19 protein-coding genes, 1 tRNA gene and 1 pseudogene are annotated in these 22,491 nt (G+C 60.5%); 13 read left to right on the top strand and 8 right to left on the bottom strand.

Annotated elements, in window-relative coordinates:
• Nucleotides 1–132: 132 nt before the first annotated feature.
• Genes UB23_RS03455 through UB23_RS03440 form a run of 4 tightly spaced genes read left to right on the top strand, consistent with a single transcriptional unit; the run spans nt 133 to nt 5,706 of the window.
• Entirely contained in the window at nt 133–2,964 is a 2,832-nt protein-coding gene (locus UB23_RS03455; RefSeq protein WP_045057933.1) for a xanthine dehydrogenase family protein molybdopterin-binding subunit, read from the top strand.
• Complete coding sequence (locus UB23_RS03450) at nt 2,957–3,496, top strand: (2Fe-2S)-binding protein (RefSeq protein WP_045057932.1); 540 nt, start codon at nt 2,957–2,959, stop codon at nt 3,494–3,496. The genes UB23_RS03455 and UB23_RS03450 overlap by 8 nt, the downstream gene beginning before the upstream one ends.
• 1 nt (nt 3,497) lies before the next feature.
• Complete coding sequence (locus UB23_RS03445; RefSeq protein ID WP_045057931.1) at nt 3,498–4,733, top strand: c-type cytochrome; 1,236 nt, start codon at nt 3,498–3,500, stop codon at nt 4,731–4,733.
• A 1-nt stretch (nt 4,734) separates the two neighbouring features.
• A complete protein-coding gene (locus tag UB23_RS03440; RefSeq protein WP_045057930.1) occupies nt 4,735–5,706 on the top strand; it encodes an XdhC family protein in 972 nt (323 codons plus the stop codon).
• Between the two features lie 46 nt (nt 5,707–5,752).
• Here the strand turns inward: UB23_RS03440 and UB23_RS03435 are convergent, their stop codons facing one another.
• On the bottom strand, nt 5,753–7,036 hold the full coding sequence (locus UB23_RS03435; RefSeq protein ID WP_045057929.1) for an NAD(P)/FAD-dependent oxidoreductase: 1,284 nt from the start codon (nt 7,034–7,036) through the stop codon (nt 5,753–5,755).
• Nucleotides 7,037–7,219: 183 nt separating this feature from the next.
• Here UB23_RS03435 and UB23_RS03430 point away from each other — a divergent pair.
• Nucleotides 7,220–7,296, top strand: a tRNA-Val gene (locus UB23_RS03430).
• Between the two features lie 243 nt (nt 7,297–7,539).
• The gene (locus UB23_RS03425) at nt 7,540–8,001 is read left to right on the top strand and encodes a hypothetical protein (RefSeq protein ID WP_045057928.1); all 462 of its coding nucleotides are present in this window, start codon (nt 7,540–7,542) and stop codon (nt 7,999–8,001) included.
• Nucleotides 8,002–8,371: 370 nt separating this feature from the next.
• On the opposite strand, the gene UB23_RS03420 is transcribed toward UB23_RS03425, so the two are convergent.
• From UB23_RS03420 to UB23_RS03410, 3 genes are read right to left on the bottom strand one after another with little or no spacing between them, the layout of a single operon-like run.
• Nucleotides 8,372–10,753 carry a hybrid sensor histidine kinase/response regulator gene (locus UB23_RS03420; RefSeq protein ID WP_045057927.1) on the bottom strand — a complete coding sequence of 794 codons (2,382 nt, stop codon included), beginning with the start codon at nt 10,751–10,753 and terminating at the stop codon, nt 8,372–8,374.
• A gap of 30 nt (nt 10,754–10,783) precedes the next feature.
• Nucleotides 10,784–11,245 (bottom strand): response regulator, encoded by a 462-nt coding sequence (locus tag UB23_RS03415; protein WP_045057926.1) that lies wholly within the window; start codon nt 11,243–11,245, stop codon nt 10,784–10,786.
• A 15-nt stretch (nt 11,246–11,260) separates the two neighbouring features.
• Entirely contained in the window at nt 11,261–13,522 is a 2,262-nt protein-coding gene (locus tag UB23_RS03410) for an ATP-binding protein (RefSeq protein WP_152644234.1), read from the bottom strand.
• A 303-nt stretch (nt 13,523–13,825) separates the two neighbouring features.
• Between UB23_RS03410 and UB23_RS03405 the strand changes: the two genes are divergently transcribed.
• Nucleotides 13,826–14,452 carry a biliverdin-producing heme oxygenase gene (locus tag UB23_RS03405; protein WP_045057925.1) on the top strand — a complete coding sequence of 209 codons (627 nt, stop codon included), beginning with the start codon at nt 13,826–13,828 and terminating at the stop codon, nt 14,450–14,452.
• 33 nt (nt 14,453–14,485) lie between these two features.
• A pseudogene (locus UB23_RS28230) lies at nt 14,486–14,720 on the top strand (DUF2214 family protein); the annotation flags it as partial.
• Nucleotides 14,721–14,805: 85 nt separating this feature from the next.
• On the opposite strand, the gene csrA reads toward UB23_RS28230, so the two are convergent.
• Nucleotides 14,806–14,997, bottom strand: a complete 192-nt coding sequence (csrA, locus tag UB23_RS03400) for a carbon storage regulator CsrA (protein WP_045057924.1) — start codon at nt 14,995–14,997, stop codon at nt 14,806–14,808.
• 250 nt (nt 14,998–15,247) lie between these two features.
• On the opposite strand from csrA, the gene UB23_RS03395 reads away from it, so the two are divergent.
• Nucleotides 15,248–15,613 carry a hypothetical protein gene (locus UB23_RS03395; protein ID WP_045057923.1) on the top strand — a complete coding sequence of 122 codons (366 nt, stop codon included), beginning with the start codon at nt 15,248–15,250 and terminating at the stop codon, nt 15,611–15,613.
• Between the two features lie 143 nt (nt 15,614–15,756).
• Here the strand turns inward: UB23_RS03395 and UB23_RS03390 are convergent, their stop codons facing one another.
• The 3 genes from UB23_RS03390 to UB23_RS03380 form a co-directional block, all read right to left on the bottom strand.
• Nucleotides 15,757–16,446 carry an endonuclease gene (locus tag UB23_RS03390; RefSeq protein ID WP_045057922.1) on the bottom strand — a complete coding sequence of 230 codons (690 nt, stop codon included), beginning with the start codon at nt 16,444–16,446 and terminating at the stop codon, nt 15,757–15,759.
• A 4-nt stretch (nt 16,447–16,450) separates the two neighbouring features.
• Nucleotides 16,451–16,720, bottom strand: coding sequence for a DUF1654 domain-containing protein (locus UB23_RS03385; RefSeq protein ID WP_045057921.1), 270 nt, complete (start codon nt 16,718–16,720; stop codon nt 16,451–16,453).
• Nucleotides 16,721–16,887: 167 nt separating this feature from the next.
• Entirely contained in the window at nt 16,888–17,982 is a 1,095-nt protein-coding gene (locus tag UB23_RS03380) for an asparaginase (RefSeq protein ID WP_045057920.1), read from the bottom strand.
• A 353-nt stretch (nt 17,983–18,335) separates the two neighbouring features.
• Between UB23_RS03380 and UB23_RS03375 the strand changes: the two genes are divergently transcribed.
• The 4 genes from UB23_RS03375 (at nt 18,336) to UB23_RS03360 (ending at nt 22,490) form a co-directional block, all read left to right on the top strand.
• Nucleotides 18,336–18,773 carry a hypothetical protein gene (locus UB23_RS03375; RefSeq protein WP_045057919.1) on the top strand — a complete coding sequence of 146 codons (438 nt, stop codon included), beginning with the start codon at nt 18,336–18,338 and terminating at the stop codon, nt 18,771–18,773.
• Nucleotides 18,774–18,949: 176 nt separating this feature from the next.
• The gene (locus UB23_RS03370) at nt 18,950–19,906 is read left to right on the top strand and encodes a sugar ABC transporter substrate-binding protein (RefSeq protein ID WP_045057918.1); all 957 of its coding nucleotides are present in this window, start codon (nt 18,950–18,952) and stop codon (nt 19,904–19,906) included.
• Between the two features lie 56 nt (nt 19,907–19,962).
• The gene (locus UB23_RS03365) at nt 19,963–21,516 is read left to right on the top strand and encodes a sugar ABC transporter ATP-binding protein (RefSeq protein WP_045057917.1); all 1,554 of its coding nucleotides are present in this window, start codon (nt 19,963–19,965) and stop codon (nt 21,514–21,516) included.
• Nucleotides 21,513–22,490 carry an ABC transporter permease gene (locus tag UB23_RS03360; protein ID WP_045057916.1) on the top strand — a complete coding sequence of 326 codons (978 nt, stop codon included), beginning with the start codon at nt 21,513–21,515 and terminating at the stop codon, nt 22,488–22,490. Before UB23_RS03365 ends, UB23_RS03360 begins: the two co-directional genes overlap by 4 nt.
• Nucleotide 22,491 lies beyond the last annotated feature (1 nt).

Here is a 22,491-nt window from a genome sequence, read left to right as displayed (position 1 = left end):
AAAGTTAACCTTTCGGTCAGCTTTGCACTGTCACCACAGCCCTTTGCTCCGTCCTAAAAGGGTTCCTGCAAGACTCGAGATTCCCAGAACATAACCAGAAGGGCGGGCCCATAACCGCTCAGAGGATGATCCATGTCCAACCGTGATATATCCCGGCGCTCGTTCCTACAGGGCGGGCTGGTGGCGGGGGTGAGCGTGACGCTTACGCCGCTCAGCTCCCAGGCCCTGGCCGCCTTGATGGAGAACAGCGTGACCGTGCCGTCCGAGCAATGGCTCGGCAACAACGGCAAGGCGCGCTCGCGTAACGATGCCCTGTCCAAGGTGTGCGGCAGCAAGGTTTTTGCTCGCGACATCCGCGCCAAGGACATGCCGGGCTGGCCCGAACAGCAAGGTCACGCCATGCTGCTGAAAATCACCAAGGCCGACCGCCTCTACGCCGGTTATGACTTGGCGTGGCTCGGTGCCGACTTGCAGCCGGACCGTATCGTCACCGCAGAAGACCTGGAGAAAGACGGCATCGTCTTCCCCGAAGAGCATGCCCCGGACCCGCTGCTGCCAGTCGGCAAGGTGCCGATGTTCATCGGTCATCCGGTCGCGATACTCATCTGGAATGACTTCGAGCGCTTCCGCCAGGCCAAGGCCAAACTCAAGTTCAACGACAAGGCCATTCGCTACGGTGCCCAGGTGCCGTACTACGAAGGTGATCCCTACGGCAGCTTCCGCTACGTGCGGGTCGGCGGTGCGACTTCGGCGGACGAAGATGAATTCGCCAGCCTCAAGGATTCGATCCTGTTCCCGATGCTGCGCAACCGTCGTCCGGTCTGGGATTCGCAGCCCAACCTGCACGGCAACCTGACCGAGCGCGGGCTGTTCTATGCCGATCGCATGAAGCAGCAGATCGACACCCCGCCCGACAACTGGCTGGTGTTCGACGAGCGCTACAAGACGCCGTCCATCGAGCCTGCAGCCATGGAGCCGGACAACGGCAACGGCTGGTACGACCCTGCGACCAAGACCCTGCATTTCGTGGTGGCCACCCAGTGCCCGCTGGAGACCGCCACCGAGACCGCGAAGATGATCGCGCCGTCGCGTTTCGGCCTGGCCAACCTCAACATGCACCCGGGCTACACCGTGGGTTACGGTTCCAAAGACCACAATATTTTTGTCTATTACGCCGCCCTCGCCGCCCTGTACGGGGCTGGTGTGCCGGTGCGCCTGGCCAACGACCGCTACGAGCAGTTCCAGAGCGGCATCAAGCGCCACCCGTTCGATATCCGCTATCAACTGGCGGTGGACAAGACCGATCACAGCTTCAAGATTTTCCGCGCCGAAATGAGCGTCGACGGTGGCGGACGCGTCAACTACAGCCCGTCGGTAGCGGCGGTTGGCGCCACAGCGGCGCAGTCGATCTACTACATGCCGCAGAACGATCTGCAGGTCACGGCCTACCATTCCCGCGCTGTGGAAGCCGGCTCGATGCGTGGCTACGGCACCCTGCAGAGCATGGCTTCGACCGAGATGATGGTTGACGAAATTGCCGGTCGCCTGGGCATCGACGCCATCGACCTGCGCAAGAAAAACGCCATGGTCTCGGGCATGAAAAATACCCAGGGTGCGGTGCCGGCGGGTGCCTTGCGCCTGCACGAGATTCTCGACAAAGCGGCTGTGCACGAGGTCTGGAAAAACCGCGACAAGCTCAAGCAGCAACGCGAAGCCCAGGACCCGGACCACTGGTACGGCGTCGGCTTCGCCATTTGCCAAAAGGACTTCGGCACCGGTTCCGAAGCGCCGATGGCGAGCATCGAATTCAACGCCGAAGGGCGCATTCACCTGCGCCATATCGGGATTGAAATCGGCACCGGCATGTCCACCTCCCAAGCCATGGTCGTGGCCGATTTCCTCGGCAGCCCGGCTCACGAAGTGAAGACCGGCGAGACTGAATGGCAAGAGCTGCAGCTGATCACCGGCGGCAACCCGTACATCATGAGCCAGGCCGAGCAGGACACCTTGCTGCGCAACCCGCGCTGGGTCGGCAAACTGGCCTCGGCCTCGTCGGCCACCAACTCGGCCTACTATTTCAGCCACGCCACCCGCGAAGCGGCACGCGTGCTGTTCAACCACGGCCTGTGGCCGGCCGCGCTGCAGATCTGGCGCCAGGGACCTTATGGCGGCCAGGCCAACCCCTACGTGGTGCGCCGGGAAGACGCGCACTGGGTCGACGGCAAACTCACCGCCAACGGCATGCAGCCGCTGAGCTTCGAGCAGTTGGCCAGACACGCTCACGAAAAAGGTCTGGTCACCGGCGCCACCGTGCACGGTTTTAACCGCTGGAGTTGGGCCGAGGCCGAGTTCAGCATCGATGGCGTGCGCGAGCGCCTGCCGCTCGACAGCCTGGCGGTGAAGTACGGCGACGGCGCCCCGAGCGCGAAGAAGGCGCAGATGAACAGCGCTGGCTTCCATCTGCTTGATCGGCAGAACGTGCACTACCCGGACACCCAATTGAACAACGCCGCAGTGACTTACTACAGCCCGGTGGCAACCCTGGTTGAGCTGAAAGTGAACAAGGGCTCGGCCGAAGTGCAGGTGCTCAACCATCACTCGTGGGTCGAGTGCGGTCGGGTATTGGTGGAAGAACTGGTCAGGGGCCAGCTTGAAGGTGGCATTGCAATGGGCATCGGCCATGCGCTGCTGGAAGAAATGCCGCTGTACGAAGGCGGACCTGGGGAGGGTGACTGGAACTTCAACCGCTATCGCCTGCCCATGGCGCGCCACGTCGCGGTCTGGAAGCAGACGGCGGAAATCCTGCCGCCGCTGTCCCCGAGCGACCCCTCCAAAGGCATCGCCGAAGTGGTGATGATCCCGGTCGTGGGTGCCATCGGTAACGCCGTGGCCCACGCCATCGGCAAGCGCGTTCGCGACCTGCCTATCACTTCTGCCCGCATCAAGGAGGCCCTCAATGGCTAACCGTCCGCTTCAACTGACCCTCAACGGTCAAACCGTCGGCCCGGTGGACATCCCTGATGACCTGCCGATGATCGACTACCTGCACGAATACAAGAACCTCACCGGTTCCCGCCTGGGCTGCGGCCAGGGCATCTGCCATGCCTGCGTGGTGATCGTCGACAACCCCGACGGCACCAGCGAGGAAGTGCGCACCTGCATCACCGGTGCGCACTATTTCGAAGGCAAGAAAGTACGGACCATCGAAGGCCATGCCACCCGCGATGAGCAGGGCAAAGTCACTGAGCTCAACCCGATCCAGCAACGCTTCGTCGATGAGTTCGCTTTCCAGTGCAGCTACTGCGCGCCCGGTTTCGTCAATGCCGCGACCGTGCTGGTAGAAAAGCTGCAGCGCCAGCCGATCGTCAAGAGCCAGCTGGAACAGGTGATCGAGGACAGCCTCGGCCACCACGTCTGCCGCTGCACCGGCTATGTGCGTTACTACAGCGCCACGCGCAACGTGCTGACCGATCTCGGCCTGGTCAAGGAGGGCTAACATGAAGCATCTATTTTCCCGCCTGGCATTGGCGGTCGGCCTGGCTGCGCCGGTCTTGATGGCGCACGCCGACGATCAGGTCAAGCGCGGCGAATACCTCGCCCGCGCGGCCGACTGCATGGCCTGCCATACCGCCCCGGGTGGCGCTCCCTATGCGGGAGGCCTGCCGATCGTTTCGCCGTTTGGCACCATCTATGGCACCAACATTACCCCGAGCAAGGAGCACGGCATCGGTCAATACAGCGATGAGGAATTCTTCGCTGCGCTCACAGAAGGCAAGCGTCGCGACGGGGCTAACCTGTACCCGGCGATGCCGTACACCTCCTATCACCTGATGCCCCGGGCCGACTCCGACGCGATTCACGCTTACCTGAAAACCGTCGAGCCGATCGAGCGCGCGGCGCCGGTGACCAGCCTGAGTTTTCCGTTCAACGTACGTCTGGGCCTGACGGGCTGGAACATGCTGTACGGTAAAGACGTCAAGCTGTCGCCCACCGCGGGCAAGAGCGAGGCGTTCAAGCGCGGCCAGTATATGGTCGACGTGCTCGGCCACTGCGGCGAATGCCACACCCCGCGCGGTTTGCCCGGTGCGATGCAGCAGGACAAGCGCATGACCGGTGGCGTCCTCAATGGCTACCTGGCGCCCAGCCTGCTGGCCGAAGACCTGGCAAACCGTGGCTGGAATCACCAGGACCTGAGTTCGTTCCTCAAGCACGGCATGAGCGCCCAGGGCACCATGTTCAACGAGATGTTCCCGGTGTTCCACAACAGCACCCAGGGCCTCACTGATCCGGATCTGGCAGCGATGGCCACCTACCTGCTTGGCGATCAACCGCCAGCGGCGAAAGTGCTGAGCGAAGTGCCCCTGGAGCAGTTGAGTGCCAGCGCCCGGCGCGGTCGCCAGGAATACCTCAACGTCTGCGCCGGTTGTCATGCGGTAGAGGGCGAGGGCAAGCCGCACATCGCAGTGGCCATGCGTGGCAACACCACGCTGCGCCTGGATGATGCGCGCAACCTGCTACGGGTGATCGAGGACGGCATCGGCGAGCAGCAATTTGTCGGCTTCGAACGCATGCAACCGATGCCGGGCTTTGCCGACAAACTCAGCCCTGGCCAGCTGACCGACCTGCTCAATTACCTGCGTCAAGGGTGGGGTGGTCAGTCGGGTGAACTGACAATCGGCGACGTGCAGAAGCTACAAGCGGACGCCCCTCCAACCGAACACAAGGTGCATTGATATGCAGCATCTGGATCTGCAAGTGGTACGGCGCGCGCTGCAATGGTCAAACGCCGGCCAGCAGGTCTGGCTGTGCACGGTGCTCGCCACCTACGGCTCGGCGCCTCGCGCGCCGGGCTCGCTGCTGGCGGTGAACGGCGGGGGGCAGTGGATAGGTTCGCTGTCGGGTGGGTGCGTCGAGGAAGACTTTCTCGAGCGCGTCGCCGAAGGCGCATTCGAGCAAGCCGTGTGCGTGGTTCGGTACGGCGAAGGAGATGACCCCCGCTCGCGCATCAGCCTGCCGTGTGGCGGGATTCTTGACGTGCTGGTGGAGAAGCTTGAGCCGGCTTGCGAGGTTCAGGCGCATCTGCGGGAGCTGGAATCGGCCTTGTTGGGCCAGCGTCGCCTGATCCGCGAAATCGATCTGGCCAGCGGCGCCCGTGACGTGTTCGTGGACCGGGAGCAGGGCGCGCGTATCGAGCGCGAAGTCGATCGGGTTCGTGTGCGCATCGGCGCTGCCCAGCGCTTGTTGCTGGCGGGTTACTCCAGTGTCGCCCAGGCCTGTGCGGAGTTTGCGGTGGGGCTTGGGTTCGAAGTGATCCTCTGCGACCCCCGGGATGAAGTGCTTGAAGGTGTGGTGCTTAACAACGTCGAGATCCGCCGGCAGCTGCCTTCGGTCTTCATCGCTGACGGCGGCTGCCATAGCGATACGGCGGTGGTTGCATTAACCCACGACCCGCGCATTGATGACCTGGCGATGATGGAAGCGGTGCGTACCGACGCGTTCTACATTGGCGTTATGGGCTCGGTGCAAACCTCTCAAAAACGCTTCGAACGCTTGCGTCGCATTGGCGGGCTGGGGGAAGCCGAACTGGCACGAATTCACGCGCCCATCGGCCTCAACCTAGGCAGCAAAACACCCGCAGAAATCGCCTTGGCGGTGCTCGCCGACATCCTGCGAATCCGCAGCGGCATCGCCCGGGATCAACTCTAAACGCCCTGTGGGACAACACCAGTGGGAGCCGGCTTGCTCGCGTCAGTCAGTACCCGAATTTGTCCCGCAACCCGTAATACCAGGCCCCCAGCGCCGCAAATGGCGTGCGCAACAGCTGCCCACCCGGAAACGGATAATGGGGCAGGTCGGCAAACGCATCAAAACGCTCAGCCTGGCCGCGCAACGCCTCGGCCAGCACCTTGCCCGCCAGATGCGTATACGTCACCCCATGGCCGCTGCAGCCCTGGGAGTAGTAAATGTTGTCCCCAAGTCGCCCCACCTGTGGCAATCGCGACAAGGTCAGCAGGAAATTCCCGGTCCAGGCGTAATCGATCTTCACATCCTTGAGCTGCGGAAACGCCTTGAGCATCTTCGGCCGAATGATCGCCTCGATGTTCGCCGGATCCCGCGCCCCGTACACCACGCCACCGCCGAAAACCAGGCGCTTGTCGGCGGTCAGGCGGTAGTAGTCGAGCAGGTAATTACAGTCCTCCACGCAGTAGTCCTGCGGCAGCAAACTGCTGGCCAACGCATCGCCCAATGGGGCAGTGGTAATCACCTGAGTCCCGCAGGGCATCGACTTGGCCGCCAGTTCCGGCACCAGGTTGCCCAGATAGGCATTGCCGGCGACGATAATGAACTTGGCCCTGACCTTGCCCTGCGGCGTGTGCACCACCGGGCTGGCGCCGCGCTCGATCCGCACCGCCGGCGATTGCTCATAAATAGTCCCGCCCAGAGACTCCACCGCAGCGGCTTCACCCAAGGCCAGGTTAAGCGGATGAATATGTCCGCCACTCATATCAAGCATGCCACCGACATACTGATCGCAAGCCACCACCTGGCGAATACGCGCCTGATCCATGAGCTCCAGCTGCGTATGCCCAAAGCGCTCCCACAAACGCTTCTGCGCCTCCAGATGGCCCATCTGCTTGGCCGTGATGGCGGCGAACACGCCGCCGTCCTTCAGGTCGCACTGGATATTATATTTGGCCACCCGCTCGCGAATGATCCGTCCGCCCTCGAACGCCATCTGCCCCAGCAGTTGAGCCTGCTTGGGCCCGACGGTGCGTTCGATCACATCGATATCGCGGCTGTAACTGTTAACGATCTGCCCACCGTTGCGCCCGGAAGCACCAAAACCAACCTTGGCCGCCTCCAGCACCGTGACCTTAAAACCGTTCTCCAGCAGGAACAGGGCAGAGGACAAGCCGGTATACCCGGCGCCGATCACACAGACATCAGTCTCTACTTCCTCCTGCAAAGCCGGGCGCGGCGGAGCCGCATTGGCCGATGCGGCGTAATAGGACTCTGGATAAGGAGTGTTCGCCATCCTGCTGCCTCTGTTTAATATATTTTACGAGTCCCCCGATCCTACCCGAGTTGAAAAACCCTCGCCAGCCACCGGAAAATCTTCCTCGCAGCAGCAAAATTAAATATTTTGCATATTCATAGGGTTAGCGCGAAAAAAGGTGTTGACACCCCTCCGGAATTCCGTAGAATGCCGCCTCACAGCAGGCACGTAGCTCAGTTGGTTAGAGCACCACCTTGACATGGTGGGGGTCGTTGGTTCGAGTCCAATCGCGCCTACCAAACAAAATCCGCTCTGCTGGGCGGTCTAGAAAGGCTCACCGAAAGGTGGGCCTTTTTTTGTTGCCTGGGATTTGCAAAACTTTTGTAAAAGTCCCGCCTCAGAACACCAGTTCGGCGCCCACCTTCAGACAGTGGGTTGCCGATGGTAGCGCAGACGGCCTTAAACCGACCGCGGGCAATTAGCTGAAAAGATGGGGGGCGACTAGTCAACCCGACTGCACCTGACGAGAGGGTGGGAGCTATATGGACGAGCTGAGAGTTTTCAATAATACCCACTGGACGGTGACTCATCGAAGAGATGCCCGTTACGACGGCTATTTGATTATTTCATCAGAAGAGACGGCATCAGGGCTCGGCGGTCTGAGTCATGAAGCCCTGGCGTCTTTAGGTCCGGTAATGAAAGCGGTAGAGCTTCTGCTGACAAGGGCCTACGCACCCTACAAAGTAGTGTTCTATAAGCTAGGGTTCTCGCCTGGTTTCAACGTCCATTTTCATGTCGCTCCAGTCTCGGAAGCGTTGCTGGCAGAGATATCAAATCACCCTGGTTATTCCGACAACCCTGACGGTAATGACGTCATTATTTTTCTCAGTCGGGAATATTGCGAACGGTCACTGAGCGCTGACGAGAAGGAAAAACAGCTCTCGGCGGTTCGTCGGCTTAAAGATTGTTTCGACCAGGCCTGCCCAGAGCCAGATTTATCTTAAGACAGACCCGGCATACCCCTAAGGCCACAAATCTATTTATCACCCGCGTGGGATAGATGTTCTGGTGCCGGTACAGGCGACGTCGATGGCGACCTGGGTGGGGGCCGAGGGTATGGGGTGGAAGTCTCGGTTAATTGAGAATCAGGGCCAGCCATTGATCCCACCAGAACACCATGGAAATCAATGCCAAACCGCAGGCGCCCGCGAATACGAGGCAAACCCAATCTGAAACCACCATGCGCAGGATCATCGTTACCACTCCTCTTGGCGGGACGTAGACTCAGGCTAGTTGAACTTCTGCACATTGAGGCTGTCCGAGCAGACCATTTCGGTATCCTCAGAGGCGTGGGCGACGAAAGGGCGACACGCCTCAGTCGATTCGGGCCTTGCTCAACGCCTGGTGCAGCTTGTCCCGCAGCTCCCGCCCACTGAATGGCTTCTGCACCACGGCTGAAGCTTCCAGCCCCAGTACGTCCACGTCCGCGTAGCCGGTGACGAACAGTACGGGCACTTCGGGGGTGCGTTCCCTGATCAGTTGCGCCAGCTCGCCGCCAGTCATGCCAGGCATCGCGAAGTCGGTTACTACCACGTCAATCCCAGGTCCGAGCTTTTCCAGGGCCTGTATCCCGTCCTTCGCCTCTTCAACGCTGTAGCCCAGTGATTCGAGCATCTGCACGGTGACCGCGCGGACTGCGGGGTCATCGTCGACCAGCAGTACGGTGCGCCCCTCCACCACGGCTTGATGCGCCACGTCCGGCTGAGCTTCTACCGCAGCTGCAGCGGTTTTTTCCACGCTGGGCAGGTACACCATGACTTTGGTGCCCACACCCAGTTGTGTCTCGATTCTCACGCCGCCGCCGGACTGCTTGGCAAAACCGAACACCTGCGCCAGGCCAAGGCCCGAGCCCTTGCCGACTTCCTTGGTGGTAAAGAACGGTTCGAAGGCCTTGAGCAAGGTGTCATCGCTCATACCGCTGCCCGAGTCCTGGATGGACAGGACTGCGTAGCGGCCTGGCTCAGGGTTTTCAGGGCGAACCGCAGGCTCGGTGATTTCGGCGTTAAAGGTCGAAAAGCACAGCGTGCCTCCCATTGCCATGGCATCCCGGGCATTGATGGCGAGGTTGAGGATGATCATTTCCGTCTGGGTTGGGTCGCCCATGGCGTGCCACAGCTCGGGGCACAATTCGCTCTTGATCCAGATGCTGCCGCCCAGTGCCCGCGCCAACAGGCTGCCCATGCCGCGAATGGTGTCGTTGAGGCTCAGAACCACCGGTTCCAGGCGTTGCCGGCGCGAGAACGAGAGCAGTTGTGCGGTCAGCCGGGCGCCACGCTCGCCGGCCTCGATGACGTTTTGCAGGCGGCGGGTGGTCTTGTCCAGCGTGCCTTTCTCGACGTCGCGGATGGCAAAAGCGGTGCTGGTCAGGATCACCGTCAGTAAGTTGTTGAAATCGTGCGCAACGCCAGCGGTGAGTTGCCCGACGACCTCCAGGCGCTGCATCTGTTGCAGTGCGGCCTCAACCCGCTCGCGTTCCTGGATCTGGTCGCGCAGCCGCTGGTTGGCCGCGGCCAGTTCGTCGACGACAGCGCGCTCTTCGGTGATGTCGCGCACGGCTGCATACATCAGTCCGTTTTCCGGCACGATGGTCCAGGACAGCCAGCGATAGTCGCCGCACAAATGGCGCATGCGATTGACGAAACGGGTGGAGACGTTACCGCGCGCGATGCTTTCAGTTTCGCGTACGGTCGCCTCGAGGTCCTCGGGGTGAATCAGTTCCCACAAGCGCATCTGGCTGATCTGTTCATGGGACCAGCCCAGCGCGGCTTTCCAGGCCGGGTTGAACGCAATGGGGGTCATGTCCAGGCGCAACACGGCCAGCAGCTCCCGGGACAGTTCCCAGGTGCGGTCGCGTTCGCGAGTGCGCTGCTCGACCCGCTGCCCGAGTGCCTCATTGAGCTCCACCAGCTCTTCGGTCGCGCGTTTGCGTTCGCTGATGTCTTGCATGACCCCGGTGAATCGCACGCATTGACCGTTCTCGAACACCGAGCGGCCATTGGAAAAAATCCAGCGCTGGCGGCCGCCCTGCAGGATGACCCGGTACTCGACCTGATAATCCGCCTGGGCGGTCATGGCTTCCAGGACTTTGCCTTCAACCAGCAAGCGGTCGTCGGGGTGGCAGCGGTTCAGCAGATAAGCCAGGTCAATCGACGCAGTCGGCGGCAGCTCGTACAGCGCTTTGCAGCGCTCGTCCCAGAGCAACCGGCCGGTGCTGGGTTCAAGCTCCCACACGCCCATCTCTGCCGCCTCAATCGCCAGCCGCGCACGGGCCTCGACCTCCTGCAAGGCGGCTTCCGCCACCAGCCGCTGCTTGCGCTCGCGCACTTCCGAAACGGCACGGCGCACGGCCTTGGGCAGCATCTTGAGGTTTTGCTTGAGGACGTAATCCACCGCCCCCAGGCGAATCATCTCCACGGCCTGGTGTTCACCGAACATGCCGGAGAGAAAGATGAATGGGGTCTGTGGGGCGATTTGCTGTGCGATCTGCAGCACATCTGCGCCGGAAGACCCCGGCAGCAGGTAGTCGCACAACACTACATCGTAGCTGCCGTGGTCGAGGGCCTGTTTCGCCCCTTTATGGTTGTGAACCAGGGTCGAATCGACCTCGATACCACTTGCCTCCAGGGTCAATACAGTCAACTCGGCGTCGTGAGGACTGTCTTCGATGAGGAGGATTTTCAGCTTGTTCAGTGGCATGTAGTTCAGCTGTGCATGTTCATCGAATGATCAGGAATTAGAGCGGCGCACGGTTCTGACAGAGCCCGGTGGCGGTTCGTTCAGCACCGCCCAGAAAATACCCAGGTCGGAAATGGCGCCCACGAACTCCTTGAATTCCACGGGCTTGACCACATAGGCGTTGACGCCCAACTGGTAGGCGCGCGACAGGTCCGGCTCTTCCCGGGAGGAAGTCAGCATGACCACCGGGATGCTGCGCAGCTCTTCAGCCGAGCGAATCGCCTCCAACACTTGCAGGCCATCGACTTTCGGCAATTTCAGGTCCAGCAGCAGCACCGCCGGGTTGCCGTCGGCACGTTCGGAGTGGGCGTTGCGGCGGAACAGGTAGTCCAGCGCCTCGGCGCCATCCCTGACGACGACTACGTCGTTGGCTAGCTGGCTGCGCTCAAGTGCGACCAGTGTCAGCTCGAGGTCGTTGGGATCGTCTTCTACTAGCAGGATCGGTTTAAGCATGGCGGTTTCTCTGTGTCATCGAGCGACTGGGCTCAGGTGTTTTTTTGGAAGGGTCATCGAGAACGTGGCGCCCTGGTCGAGGACACCCTCGGCCTTGACGGTTCCGCCGTGGCGCTCAACGATCCGCCTGACGTTTGCCAGGCCGATACCGGTTCCCTCGAACTCATCCATGCGGTGCAAGCGCTGGAATACGCCGAACAGTTTGCCGGCGTACTGCATGTCGAAGCCCACTCCATTATCCCTGATGCTTACAGTCACGGTGTCGGCGGTCTCAGTCGCCGTGATTTCAATCATGGCGACTTCTTCGTTGCGGGTGTACTTGATGGCATTGGCGACCAGGTTACGCATGGCCAGGTGCAGGAACGCGGGGTCGGCGACGATGATAGGCAGCTCGCCGGTCTCCCATTTAATCGTCCGGCCTTGGTATTCCGGCTCCATTTCCCGCTTGATCGACTCGATCATCGCGGCGAGATTGACTTCGGAAAGGCGCATGGCCGAGCGGCCCATCTGCGAGAAACTCAGCAGGTTGTCGACCAGTGTCCCGGCAAATTTTGCCGACTCCCCAATGGTGCCGAGGAAGCGTTGGCCGCGCTCGGTCAGGTTGTCCTGTTCCATGTCCGTGAGCAGCTCGGCGTAACCGGCGATATGCCGAAGCGGGGCGCGCAGGTCATGGGAGACGCTGTAGGAGAACGCCTCGAGCTCTTTGTTGGAACGTTTCAATTCGGTGGTCATCTGCGCCAGCTCTTCAGCCTTGCGCAGGACGATGCCCAGCACCGCGAGGCGCAACTCGGCGACGCCTTCGATCTCGGTTTCGTCCCAGGGCGTGGAGTAGCCCTCTACTGTCTCGTGCCACTTGGCAAAACTCTGGCGCGGCGAGAGTGAGCCGCTGACATCCACCACTTTCTCCGGCTTGCCCGCCCAGTGCACCACATGGGTCTGCTCGGGCTTGAACCACAGGATGTAGTTGGAGTGGACTTCGGAAATCGATACCGCCAGCACACCACCAATGGATTTGGCGAGGCCAGGCAGGTTCGGGATGTCGCGGCCGACATTGTCGCTTTGAAATACGTCCGAGCCCTGGCGATTGTTCAGCCAGGTGGCGAGAGACTGTACCTGGTTTTGCGCTGGGGTGAGGCCATACAGGTCGCACTCGGTATCGGACACTACTGCCGCGCCGCTGGCGCCGACGAAACCCAGGAACACGTCGGGCAAGGATTTCAGGCCGTTGAGCACGCTGTCGTGATCGGCCATGGCCCCGAGCATCTGCACGATCTGCTTTCTCAGGCTGAGCATTTTCTGGCTGCGCAGGTGGGCGCCCTTGGTCTCGACCTGCAGCGACAACACCCGGCCCAGCAGTTCACAAGCGGTTCGGGTCTGGAAACTCACATCCCGTGGCGCATGGTTGTGGCAGGAAATCAGCCCCCACAGTTGGCCATCCTTGACAATGGAAATGGACATAGAGGCACCGGTGCCCATGTTGCGCATGTAATGCAGGTGCACCGGTGAAACGCTGCGCAGCGTGGCAAAGCTCAAGTCCAGCGGCTGACCGGTGGCGCGATTATGCGGGGGGATGATCGGCGAGGGTACGTAGTTGACGTCAGCGATGATGCGAATGCGGTTGGAACAGTAGAGTTCGCGGGCTTGCTGCGGAATATCGGACGCCGGAAAGCATAGCCCCAGGTATCTGTCGTAACCCTCGTCAGCCAGTTCGGCGTTGACCACGCCATTGCCTTCCTTATCGAACCGGTACGCGTTCACCCGGCCATAGCCGGTGATGCGCTTGATGAACCCGACGGAGCGCAGGCACAATTCATCGACGCTTTCGTCTTCACGCATCTGGCTGATGAACGAACGAATCAGCGGGTACAGCCGGCCATGGGCGCTGGAGGCATCACTGGCGGGCTCGAACTCGGCAATCAGCACGCCGTCGTTACGATGCAGCATCATCGCGAACAACTGACCGGCCCGGTCACCTTGGAGCAGCGTGGTGTCGCCGACATGAAACGCTTGCAGCTGTTCCTCTTCCAGGTCGCTCAACTGATCGACGAAGGCCGAACCGCTCTTTACCAGGTCATCCAGGTGCATGCCCAGCAGTTGCGAAGGGGCTATTTCGATCCAGTCAGTCGCGTTCTCGCTGACTTGCACCACCGTCATGCTGGCTTCGTCGATCACCAGCAGAAACCCTTGGGGCTGAATGCTGCCCGGGGTCCTTATGGGTTCGCGGGCGCAGTTGTCGATAGCGGCCTGGAGCTCGGCAGCGATTGCGGTTGTGGTCAAAATGTTCCCCCTTTAAGGCGTTAAAAGCGGTTGGCGTTTACCTGGCTGAGCTTTAGGTCGCCAAATCCATTCGCTTTAAAAAGTGCACGATACATTAGCAAAAAAAACCGGCCAGCAGTGGCGGCGGGCTGTCCTCATGTAAAGATTACGACCAGCCGCCTGCGCGTTTGTTCGCCTGGGTGCGCGCGTGCCATTTTTGCCAAACGGGGCTTTTACGCGAAGCACTCCAGACGTGTACCCTTAAGTGGAGGTTAATCGTTTTACCTGTGGCCGCATCAGGCCCCAAATCCAGGGCTTATCTCCATGAATTCAGTTGTTGGTCGTGCTGCCGTGTGCCCATTGCTCCAGTATTTACGCTCCGGGACCGGGACGCTGCACATCGCCCTTGAGAAACGTCTGCCGTTCTTTTCCCCGGCGCTGGACCTTGCACACTACCGGCGAATCATCCAGGCCTACTGCGGTTTTTATAAGCCCCTGGAGCGACGCCTGCTGGAGCATGCCGAAATCCTCAGCGAATTCGGTCTGGCGGACAGACTGAAAACTCCGACCCTGTGCTTCGATTTACTGGCGCTGGGGCTGACTGAAAGCGCGATTGCCGACCTGCCGCAGTGCGCCGCGCTCCCCGCCATCACATCCAGGGCAGACTGTCTGGGAGTCCTGTATGTATTGGAAGGTGCCACCTTAGGTGGTCAGATCCTGCGCCGCGAGATCGCGACCCGGCTGGGTCTCGACGCCAGCACGGGGGCGGCATTCCTCGAAGTCTATGGCGCCGCGACCGGACGCCGTTGGCGGGAGTTCATCGGCCACCTGGGTGCTGCAACCCTTGAGGCACCCGCACGTGACCGCGCAGTGACGGCAGCCCGTAATACCTTCGCCTGCTTCGAAAGCTGGTTGGACAGCGCCTCGGTATTGTTACCCGCCGGGGAGTAAGCACGCTTGGCCTCGAGGAACGACTACTGACAGACCGACTATTTCCACCAGCCGTTGTTTCACCTGAAGATGACGCTCTTCGTGCTGATCCTGCTATTGGAACTGGCGCCGATGATCACGCTGATCAAATGGCGAATTGCACGGGGAAGGGGCGGTAGACGCTGGGCGTGCAAAGCTGTTCGCACGGATCAGTCATGTGGAGGCGATGCTGGTATTGCTGATGGTGGTGGCGGCCACAGGTATGGCGCGAGGGGTGACCTTTGCTTAGCCAGCTTTGGTTCAGGTGCGTTGCACTGGAATTCTAGCCAGCCGAAGCTCAGGGGCGAACGGGCTGGCTACTGGGTGTCGCAAGATCAGTTCTGTGGCTTGTCCGGTGCGGTCAGGCCAGCCTGAATGCGCTGGTAGATCTCTTCGCGATGAACCGCGACGTCCTTTGGGGCATTGATACCAATCCTGACTTGTTGGCCGCTGACGCCGAGGATGGTGATCGTAATGTCATCACCAATGTTTATGCTTTCACCGACTTTGCGGGTGAGTATCAGCATGGTCTTCTCCTTGATTGCTTTGTAGGGCACCTGATTCGAACAGTGCAGAGGTCGGTGGTACGTATAGATTAGTGCGAAGTCTCACAATTTGGGTGCCTCTTTCTGACGCGCAGATGCAGCATTAATTCCCAAGGCGTAACTATACAGAGGCCGCACCCATCATTCTCGTTGTTTTATCTCGATTTTTCGGCCCTAAAGAACTATTCATGAATGCTAAAATGCCTGCTTTAAGCATTTAGAGGGACAACTCGTGCGCAAATGGGTCTGGGTAGTGGCAATACTGGCGTTGGCAGGGTGCGATCAAGGCAAGCGCGGCGACGTGCCACCGCCGAAGCCGACAGTCGCCACGACGCCCGCCGCAGCTGCCGCGCCACAGTGGGATCTGGAAGTTCGGGGCGAGATCACCCAGGCCGTCAGCGACCTGAGCGGCTGGTTGATCGAGCACAGTTTTGTTTCCAGCGTGGTCAGGGAAAACGGCAAGACGCGTATCCTGATGGGCCCCTATGGTTCCGAGGCTGAGGCCAAGGCCAAGCAAGCCGAGGTGCAGGCCGCGCTGGTGCGGGCGAAAAAACAGAATATCGAATTGCTGGTGATCGAGCGTCCGCTGAGTCAGTAAGACTCCCATGCACTTTGCAGGGGCGAGCTTGCCGCAGGCGGCGTTCCGACGAAGAACCAACGGGCACCGCGTTTTCCAGGCTTCACGCGTTATCGTTGACGTTCTTCGCGAGCGAGCTCGCTCCTACAAAGTTCGGTGTTCAATCAGCCGCAGGCTTTGAGGTCGACCGGGCCGACGAACTCATTGCCGCGTCCCATCACACACGCCACCGTCTGGTTGCGCTGGCTTTCCCAGGCCTGTACCGGGTAGGTCTTGTTCCAGGCTTCGTAGAGCTGCCGATCCTGCTTGGACAGGCGCAACCCGTACTGTTTGCTCATGTAGAAGTAAGTGCGTGCGATCATTCCGCGAATAGACGGGCGCGGCATGACTTTCTTCGCCTTGAAGTCGACCTGGGTCAGGCATGAGCCGTATTGCCCAGATTGCACCGGCAGCCAACCGAAACTGAAGTTGCTGCGGTCGCCGTTCACTTCGCCGATGCTCGGCACCAGGTTGTGCAGGTCGGCTTCCGCCTTCTGGTACACCGCGTCGTATCGGGTGCAGTTCTTGCGCCCACCTTCCTGCCAGCACTGGCGCTGATGACCAATCTGCCAGGCCGGCACGATATGCTCCCACTCGATGCGCGCGGCGCGCTTGGCATTCTTGCGCGGCACGTAACCACAGGCGGACAGGTTGACCTTGTTGCCCGTGTACTTGCAGCCGCAATAGAACTCGGTCGATTGCGGTGCGTAGAGTTTCCAGGCGACTTTCTTGGCTTCGGAAAAGGTTCGCGGTGCGGCTGCCTGGGCGCCCATGGCGCAGAACAGCAGCAGTAAAGCTAAACAACGGACACTCATCGACTCAGTCTTCCTTCGGCACAACCCAAAAAATCTGCACGCCGCCATCGTCGCGGTAGGCGAGGGTGACGTTATCGTTTTCGTCGATTTCTTCGAGCAACTGCTCCCACTCGTCCACGGGTTCGTCGGGCAGGCGGAAGATCAGCGCGGCTTTGGCTTTCTGCGCGGTGGGGGAATTGATGATTTTCTGAACGCGCATGCCCATGCGTGCGTAGGAATCTGGAGCGGAGGAGGCGGTGGTCACGGAATTATCCTTATTAAGCTGTACGTGCATACAGTATTAAACTGTAGGAATTATCGCAACTGCTTAAAATTCAAGAAATTCCTCTGACAGCGGTTTTCGCTTTTTGGTGTAGGAAGGGGGCAGGTTTTTTATCAGGCCCCTGACCCCTTCAGGAGAAGTCAGGGCTGCCCGACCGGAATCGGTCGGGCGAGGAGGGATCAATACTCCCAGAACATCCGCTGCAGTTCTTTGCTGTCATTGGTCTTGGTCAGCGCAACCATGGCAAGGATGCGGGCTTTCTGCGGGTTCAGGTCGTGGGCCACCACCCAGTCGTTCTTGTCATCCGGTTGTTCGGCGTTACGCAATACGAAACCGCCGGCATTGACGTGGGAAGAACGGATGATTTGCACGCCGTCCTTGCGCAGCGCCTGCAGGGCTGGAACCACGCGCGAAGACACCGAGCCATTGCCGGTACCGGCGTGGATGATGGCTTTGGCGCCAGATTGCGCCAGGGCCTTGTACGCGGTGTCGCTGACATTGCCGTAGGAATAGGCGATTTCAACGGCGGGCAGGCTCTTGATGTCCTTGATGTCGAATTCCGAATCCATGGTGTGACGCTTGGCCGGCAGGCGGAACCAATAGGATTTGCCTTCGACTACCATGCCCAGCGGACCCCAGGCGCTCTTGAACGCTTCAGTCTTGATGTTGATCATTTTGCTGACGTCACGACCCGACTGGATCTCGTCGTTCATGGTCACTAGCACGCCTTTGCCTCGTGCGTCCTTGCTGCTGGCGACAGCCACAGCGTTGTACAGGTTGAGCATGCCATCAGCGGACATCGCGGTGCCCGGGCGCATGGAGCCGACGACGATAATCGGCTTGTCGGTTTTTTCCACCAGGTTGAGGAAGTAAGCGGTTTCTTCCAGGGTGTCGGTGCCATGGGTGATGACGATGCCGTCGACGTCGCTGCTGTCGGCCAGTTCCGCCACGCGGCGGCCCAGTTGCAGGAGGTTGTCGTTAGTGATGCTTTCCGAGGCGATTTGCATCACTTGTTCGCCACGCACATTCGCCAACTGGCTCAGTTCCGGAACGCCGGCGATCAATTGCTCGATGCCGACTTTCGCCGCCTGGTAGGTGGCACTGTTGGCTGCGCTGGCGCCTGCGCCGGCGATGGTGCCGCCGGTGGCGAGGATCACCACGTTGGCCAGTTTCTGTTCGGTCTGGGTCTGGGCTTCTTTAGCCTGGAGCGCGGTAGGCAGGAGGAGCAGCAGGGCCAAAGTGCCCGGAACGAAGGACTTAAGAGCAGATGTCATTATTTTTTTCTCTCTTGTGGTGAGACGGTGCTGATTGCAGGTCTTCCAAATGGCCCCGGCACACCTGAATGCCGGGGTGGGAGTGAGAGAGCAGGATCCATACCAGCTGTAATGTGTAACGAAACTATTTGTAAGCTAATGATATGTAACAAATATTTGTGTCATGAGCGCAGGCGTCCGTAACCAGTTCGTCCGGGCTTCCGAACAGTGACGGTTTTTTTGTTCGGTCTACCGAAAGTCCCTGCACATGCTGTTGAAATGCGCGTTCAGGTGCTCAATTGCTGCTCGCCCCCCTAAAGAAACCGCAGTCCCGGTCGATGCCCCTGTAATGGATCGTTCAAGAGGGATTGGAAATGTCGTTGACCGTCGCTTTGTCGAATGCGCGTGTGATCAATATTGGCAACAAACCTGCGGACGCCGCTGTTAAAACAACCGCCGAAGCCACCGCGCAGGCTGCGACCCCGGAAGAGGGCGATAAAAAACCCTTGAGCGTGGCGCCTGCCCAGCAAGACGCAAAAGCCGAGAGCAGTAGCAGCAGCCAAAGTGTTACGGTGCAGATGTTGCTCAAGCGCATGAAGCAACTGCAGCAACAGTTGCGCGAACAACAGCAGCAACTGGCAGCGACCCAGGCCACCAAATTTGCCAACGAAGAAGCCAAGGCGACCGCGGTCATGGCGGTTCAGCAGCGCATTGCCGACACCGCAGGGGCGATCGCCCAGGTGGCGGGCGCGCTGGCCAAGGCGCTGACTGAGGGTTCGACCAGTGGCAGTATGGTCAGCACCTCGGTCTGACTTATGTCCTTTATGCGATCAGCATTGCCGGGCGTTGACAAATCTTTGCAGGGTTCGCATAGTTCGGTCTTCGCAAACGTTTGCGCAGTGTTCTGATAGCCTGTTCCTACAGAACGCTGTATAGCCTACGCCAGCGCAAGCGTTGCTCAGAATAATCATAAGATCGGAGTGAACCCATGAAGCTGCCATTCGCTGGACGCCTTCTCGCTGTCGCCATGCTGGCTGCCGCATCCGCCGCATTGCCCATCTCCTCGGCCTTCGCCGAAACCCCGGAAAAACCTAAAGTCGCGCTGGTCATGAAATCCCTGGCCAACGAATTCTTCCTCACCATGGAAGACGGCGCCAAGGCTTACCAGAAAGCACACTCCGCCGATTTCGACCTGATCTCCAACGGCATCAAGGACGAAACCGACACCGCTGGGCAAACCCGTATCGTCGAGCAAATGATCCTGGCCAAGGTCAATGCCATGGTGATCGCGCCGTCGGATTCCAAGGCCATGGTGCCGGTGATCAAGAAAGCCATCGATGCCGGTATCACCGTGATCAACATCGATAACCAGCTGGACCCGGCCGTGGTCAAGAGCAAGAACATCAGCGTGCCCTTCGTCGGGCCGGACAACCGCAAAGGCGCACGCCTGGTCGGTGAGTACCTGGCCAAGCAGCTAAAGGCAGGTGACGAAGTCGGCATCATCGAAGGCGTGTCCACTACTACCAACGCCCAGGCCCGCACCGCAGGCTTCAAGGATGCAATGGAGGCAGCGCAAATCAAGGTGGTGTCACTGCAGTCCGGCGACTGGGAAATCGACAAGGGCAACAAGGTGGCCGCTTCGATTCTCAGCGAGTATCCGCAGGTCAAGGCGCTGCTGGCCGGTAACGACAGCATGGCCGTTGGCGCGGTGTCTGCGGTGCGTGCTGCGGGCAAGGCGGGCAAGGTCCAGGTGGTGGGTTACGACAACATCAACGCCATCCAGCCAATGCTCAAGGACGGTCGCGTCCTGGCCACCGCTGACCAGTTTGCCGCCAAGCAGGCGGTGTTCGGCATCGAGACTGCTTTGAAGATCATCAAAGGCGAGAAAGTCGACAGCGGCGCCAATGGCGTGATCGAAACCCCGGTCGAGCTGGTGACCAAGTAGTCCTTCTGGTGACGCAAGGTGCTCGCTCCTCGTGAGCGAGCGCATGGAGAGTTTTTATGTCAGTTTCCGCTGTGAACGCTGTCCTTTCGGTCAGCGGTATCGGCAAGACCTACGCCCAGCCTGTCCTCACCGGCATCGACCTGACGCTGATGCGCGGCGAAGTGCTGGCGCTGACCGGTGAAAACGGCGCGGGTAAAAGCACGCTGTCGAAAATCATCGGCGGGCTGGTGACGCCGACCGCCGGGCAGATGCAGTTCCAGGGCCAGGATTACCGTCCTGGCAGCCGCACCCAGGCCGAAGAACTGGGCATCCGCATGGTGATGCAGGAACTCAATCTGCTGCCGACCCTGTCGGTGGCGGAAAACCTGTTCCTGCACAAGCTGCCGAGCACCGGTGGCTGGATCAGTCGCAAGCAATTACGCAAGGCGGCGATCGAGGCCATGGCGCAGGTCGGGCTCGACGCGATCGACCCGGACACCCTGGTCGGCGAGCTCGGCATCGGCCACCAGCAAATGGTCGAGATCGCGCGCAACCTGATCGGCGACTGCCACGTGCTGATCCTCGACGAACCGACGGCCATGCTCACGGCCCGGGAAGTCGAAATGCTCTTCGAGCAGATCACACGCCTGCAGGCACGCGGCGTGTCGATCATCTATATCTCGCACCGACTCGAAGAGCTGGCCCGTGTGGCCCAGCGCATCGCGGTGCTGCGCGACGGCAACCTGGTGTGCGTTGAGCCCATGGCCAACTACAACAGCGAGCAACTGGTCACGTTGATGGTCGGGCGCGAGCTGGGCGAACACATGGACATGGGCCCGCGCAAAATCGGCGCACCGGCGTTGACGGTCTGCGGCCTGAGCCGTTCCGACAAGGTTCGCGACGTGTCCTTCGAAGTGCGCGCTGGCGAAATCTACGGTATTTCCGGGCTGATCGGGGCAGGGCGCACCGAACTGCTGCGGCTGATCTTCGGTGCCGATATTGCCGACAGCGGCACGGTGGCCCTGGGTTCGCCGGCGCAGGTGGTGAGTATCCGTTCGCCCGCCGACGCAGTCGGTCATGGCATTGCCCTGATCACCGAGGACCGCAAGGGCGAAGGCCTGCTGCTGACCCAGTCGATCAGCGCGAACATCGCCCTGGGCAACATGCCGGTGATTTCCCGCGGCGGCTTCGTCAACAACGGCGACGAGATGTCCCTGGCCCAGCGCCAGATCGACGCGATGCGTATCCGCAGCTCCAGCCCCACGCAACTGGTGTCGCAATTGTCCGGGGGCAACCAGCAGAAGGTCGTGATCGGCCGCTGGCTCGAGCGCGATTGCTCAGTGATGCTGTTCGACGAGCCAACCCGGGGCATCGACGTCGGCGCAAAGTTCGACATCTATGCCTTGCTGGGAGAATTGACCCGTCAGGGCAAGGCGCTGGTGGTGGTTTCCAGCGACCTGCGCGAATTGATGCTGATCTGCGACCGCATCGGCGTGCTGTCCGCCGGGCGCCTGATCGACACGTTCGAACGCGATACCTGGACCCAGGATGATTTGCTTGCTGCCGCCTTTGCCGGCTACCAAAAACGTGATGCGTTGCTCAATGAAGCAGCGCCTAGGGACCCTCAATGAAAACTGCAACGCCTGTTGGCAAGCGAAGTGGCAACTTCTATGGCCTCGGTACTTACCTGGGCCTGGCCGGTGCCCTGTTGGCAATGATCGCGCTGTTCTCGGTGCTCAGCAGCCACTTCCTGTCCTATGACACCTTCAGCACCCTGGCCAACCAGATCCCCGACCTGATGGTGCTGGCGGTCGGCATGACGTTCGTGTTGATCATTGGCGGCATCGACCTGTCGGTAGGTTCGGTGCTGGCGCTCGCCGCATCGACAGTCAGCGTGGCGATCCTCGGCTGGGGCTGGAGCGTATTGCCGGCGGCCTTGCTCGGCATGGCCATTGCTGCACTGGCCGGGACCATTACCGGCTCGATCACGGTAGCCTGGCGCATCCCGTCGTTCATCGTGTCCCTGGGCGTGCTGGAGATGGCGCGGGGCGTGGCGTATCAGATGACCGGTTCGCGCACCGCCTACATTGGCGACGCCTTTGCCTGGCTGTCCAACCCGATCGCCTTCGGCATCTCGCCTTCTTTCATCATCGCCTTGCTGATCATTATCATCGCCCAGGCCGTGCTGACCCGCACCGTGTTCGGTCGTTACCTGATTGGCATCGGCACCAACGAGGAAGCCGTACGCCTGGCCGGGATCAATCCCAAGCCTTACAAGATACTGGTGTTCAGCCTGATGGGGTTGCTGGCCGGGATTGCCGCGCTGTTCCAGATCTCGCGCCTGGAAGCGGCGGACCCGAATGCCGGTTCCGGCCTTGAGCTGCAGGTGATCGCGGCCGTGGTGATCGGCGGTACCAGCCTGATGGGCGGCCGGGGTTCGGTGATCAGTACCTTCTTTGGCGTTTTGATCATTTCCGTACTGGCTGCCGGCCTGGCGCAGATTGGCGCCACCGAGCCAACCAAACGCATCATCACCGGTGCGGTCATCGTGATTGCGGTGGTGCTCGATACTTATCGCAGTCAGCGCGCAAGCCGGCGGACCTGAG

The sequence above is a fragment of the Pseudomonas sp. ES3-33 genome, assembly GCF_000952175.1.
In the GTDB taxonomy this organism is placed as follows: Bacteria; Pseudomonadota; Gammaproteobacteria; order Pseudomonadales; family Pseudomonadaceae; genus Aquipseudomonas; species Aquipseudomonas gregormendelii.
This window is presented reverse-complemented; position numbering and strand designations above follow the sequence as displayed.

Bases quoted from the DNA above. Each gene is read 5' to 3' on its own strand.
- UB23_RS03455 (WP_045057933.1), top strand. From the start codon at position 133: ATGTCCAACCGTGATATATCCCGGCGCTCGTTCCTACAGGGCGGGCTG.
- UB23_RS03450 (WP_045057932.1), top strand. From the start codon at position 2,957: ATGGCTAACCGTCCGCTTCAACTGACCCTCAACGGTCAAACCGTCGGC.
- UB23_RS03445 (WP_045057931.1), top strand. From the start codon at position 3,498: ATGAAGCATCTATTTTCCCGCCTGGCATTGGCGGTCGGCCTGGCTGCG.
- UB23_RS03440 (WP_045057930.1), top strand. From the start codon at position 4,735: ATGCAGCATCTGGATCTGCAAGTGGTACGGCGCGCGCTGCAATGGTCA.
- UB23_RS03435 (WP_045057929.1), bottom strand. From the start codon at position 7,036: ATGGCGAACACTCCTTATCCAGAGTCCTATTACGCCGCATCGGCCAAT.
- UB23_RS03425 (WP_045057928.1), top strand. From the start codon at position 7,540: ATGGACGAGCTGAGAGTTTTCAATAATACCCACTGGACGGTGACTCAT.
- UB23_RS03420 (WP_045057927.1), bottom strand. From the start codon at position 10,753: ATGCCACTGAACAAGCTGAAAATCCTCCTCATCGAAGACAGTCCTCAC.
- UB23_RS03415 (WP_045057926.1), bottom strand. From the start codon at position 11,245: ATGCTTAAACCGATCCTGCTAGTAGAAGACGATCCCAACGACCTCGAG.
- UB23_RS03405 (WP_045057925.1), top strand. From the start codon at position 13,826: ATGAATTCAGTTGTTGGTCGTGCTGCCGTGTGCCCATTGCTCCAGTAT.
- csrA (WP_045057924.1), bottom strand. From the start codon at position 14,997: ATGCTGATACTCACCCGCAAAGTCGGTGAAAGCATAAACATTGGTGAT.
- UB23_RS03390 (WP_045057922.1), bottom strand. From the start codon at position 16,446: ATGAGTGTCCGTTGTTTAGCTTTACTGCTGCTGTTCTGCGCCATGGGC.
- UB23_RS03385 (WP_045057921.1), bottom strand. From the start codon at position 16,720: ATGCACGTACAGCTTAATAAGGATAATTCCGTGACCACCGCCTCCTCC.
- UB23_RS03380 (WP_045057920.1), bottom strand. From the start codon at position 17,982: ATGACATCTGCTCTTAAGTCCTTCGTTCCGGGCACTTTGGCCCTGCTG.
- UB23_RS03375 (WP_045057919.1), top strand. From the start codon at position 18,336: ATGTCGTTGACCGTCGCTTTGTCGAATGCGCGTGTGATCAATATTGGC.
- UB23_RS03370 (WP_045057918.1), top strand. From the start codon at position 18,950: ATGAAGCTGCCATTCGCTGGACGCCTTCTCGCTGTCGCCATGCTGGCT.
- UB23_RS03365 (WP_045057917.1), top strand. From the start codon at position 19,963: ATGTCAGTTTCCGCTGTGAACGCTGTCCTTTCGGTCAGCGGTATCGGC.
- UB23_RS03360 (WP_045057916.1), top strand. From the start codon at position 21,513: ATGAAAACTGCAACGCCTGTTGGCAAGCGAAGTGGCAACTTCTATGGC.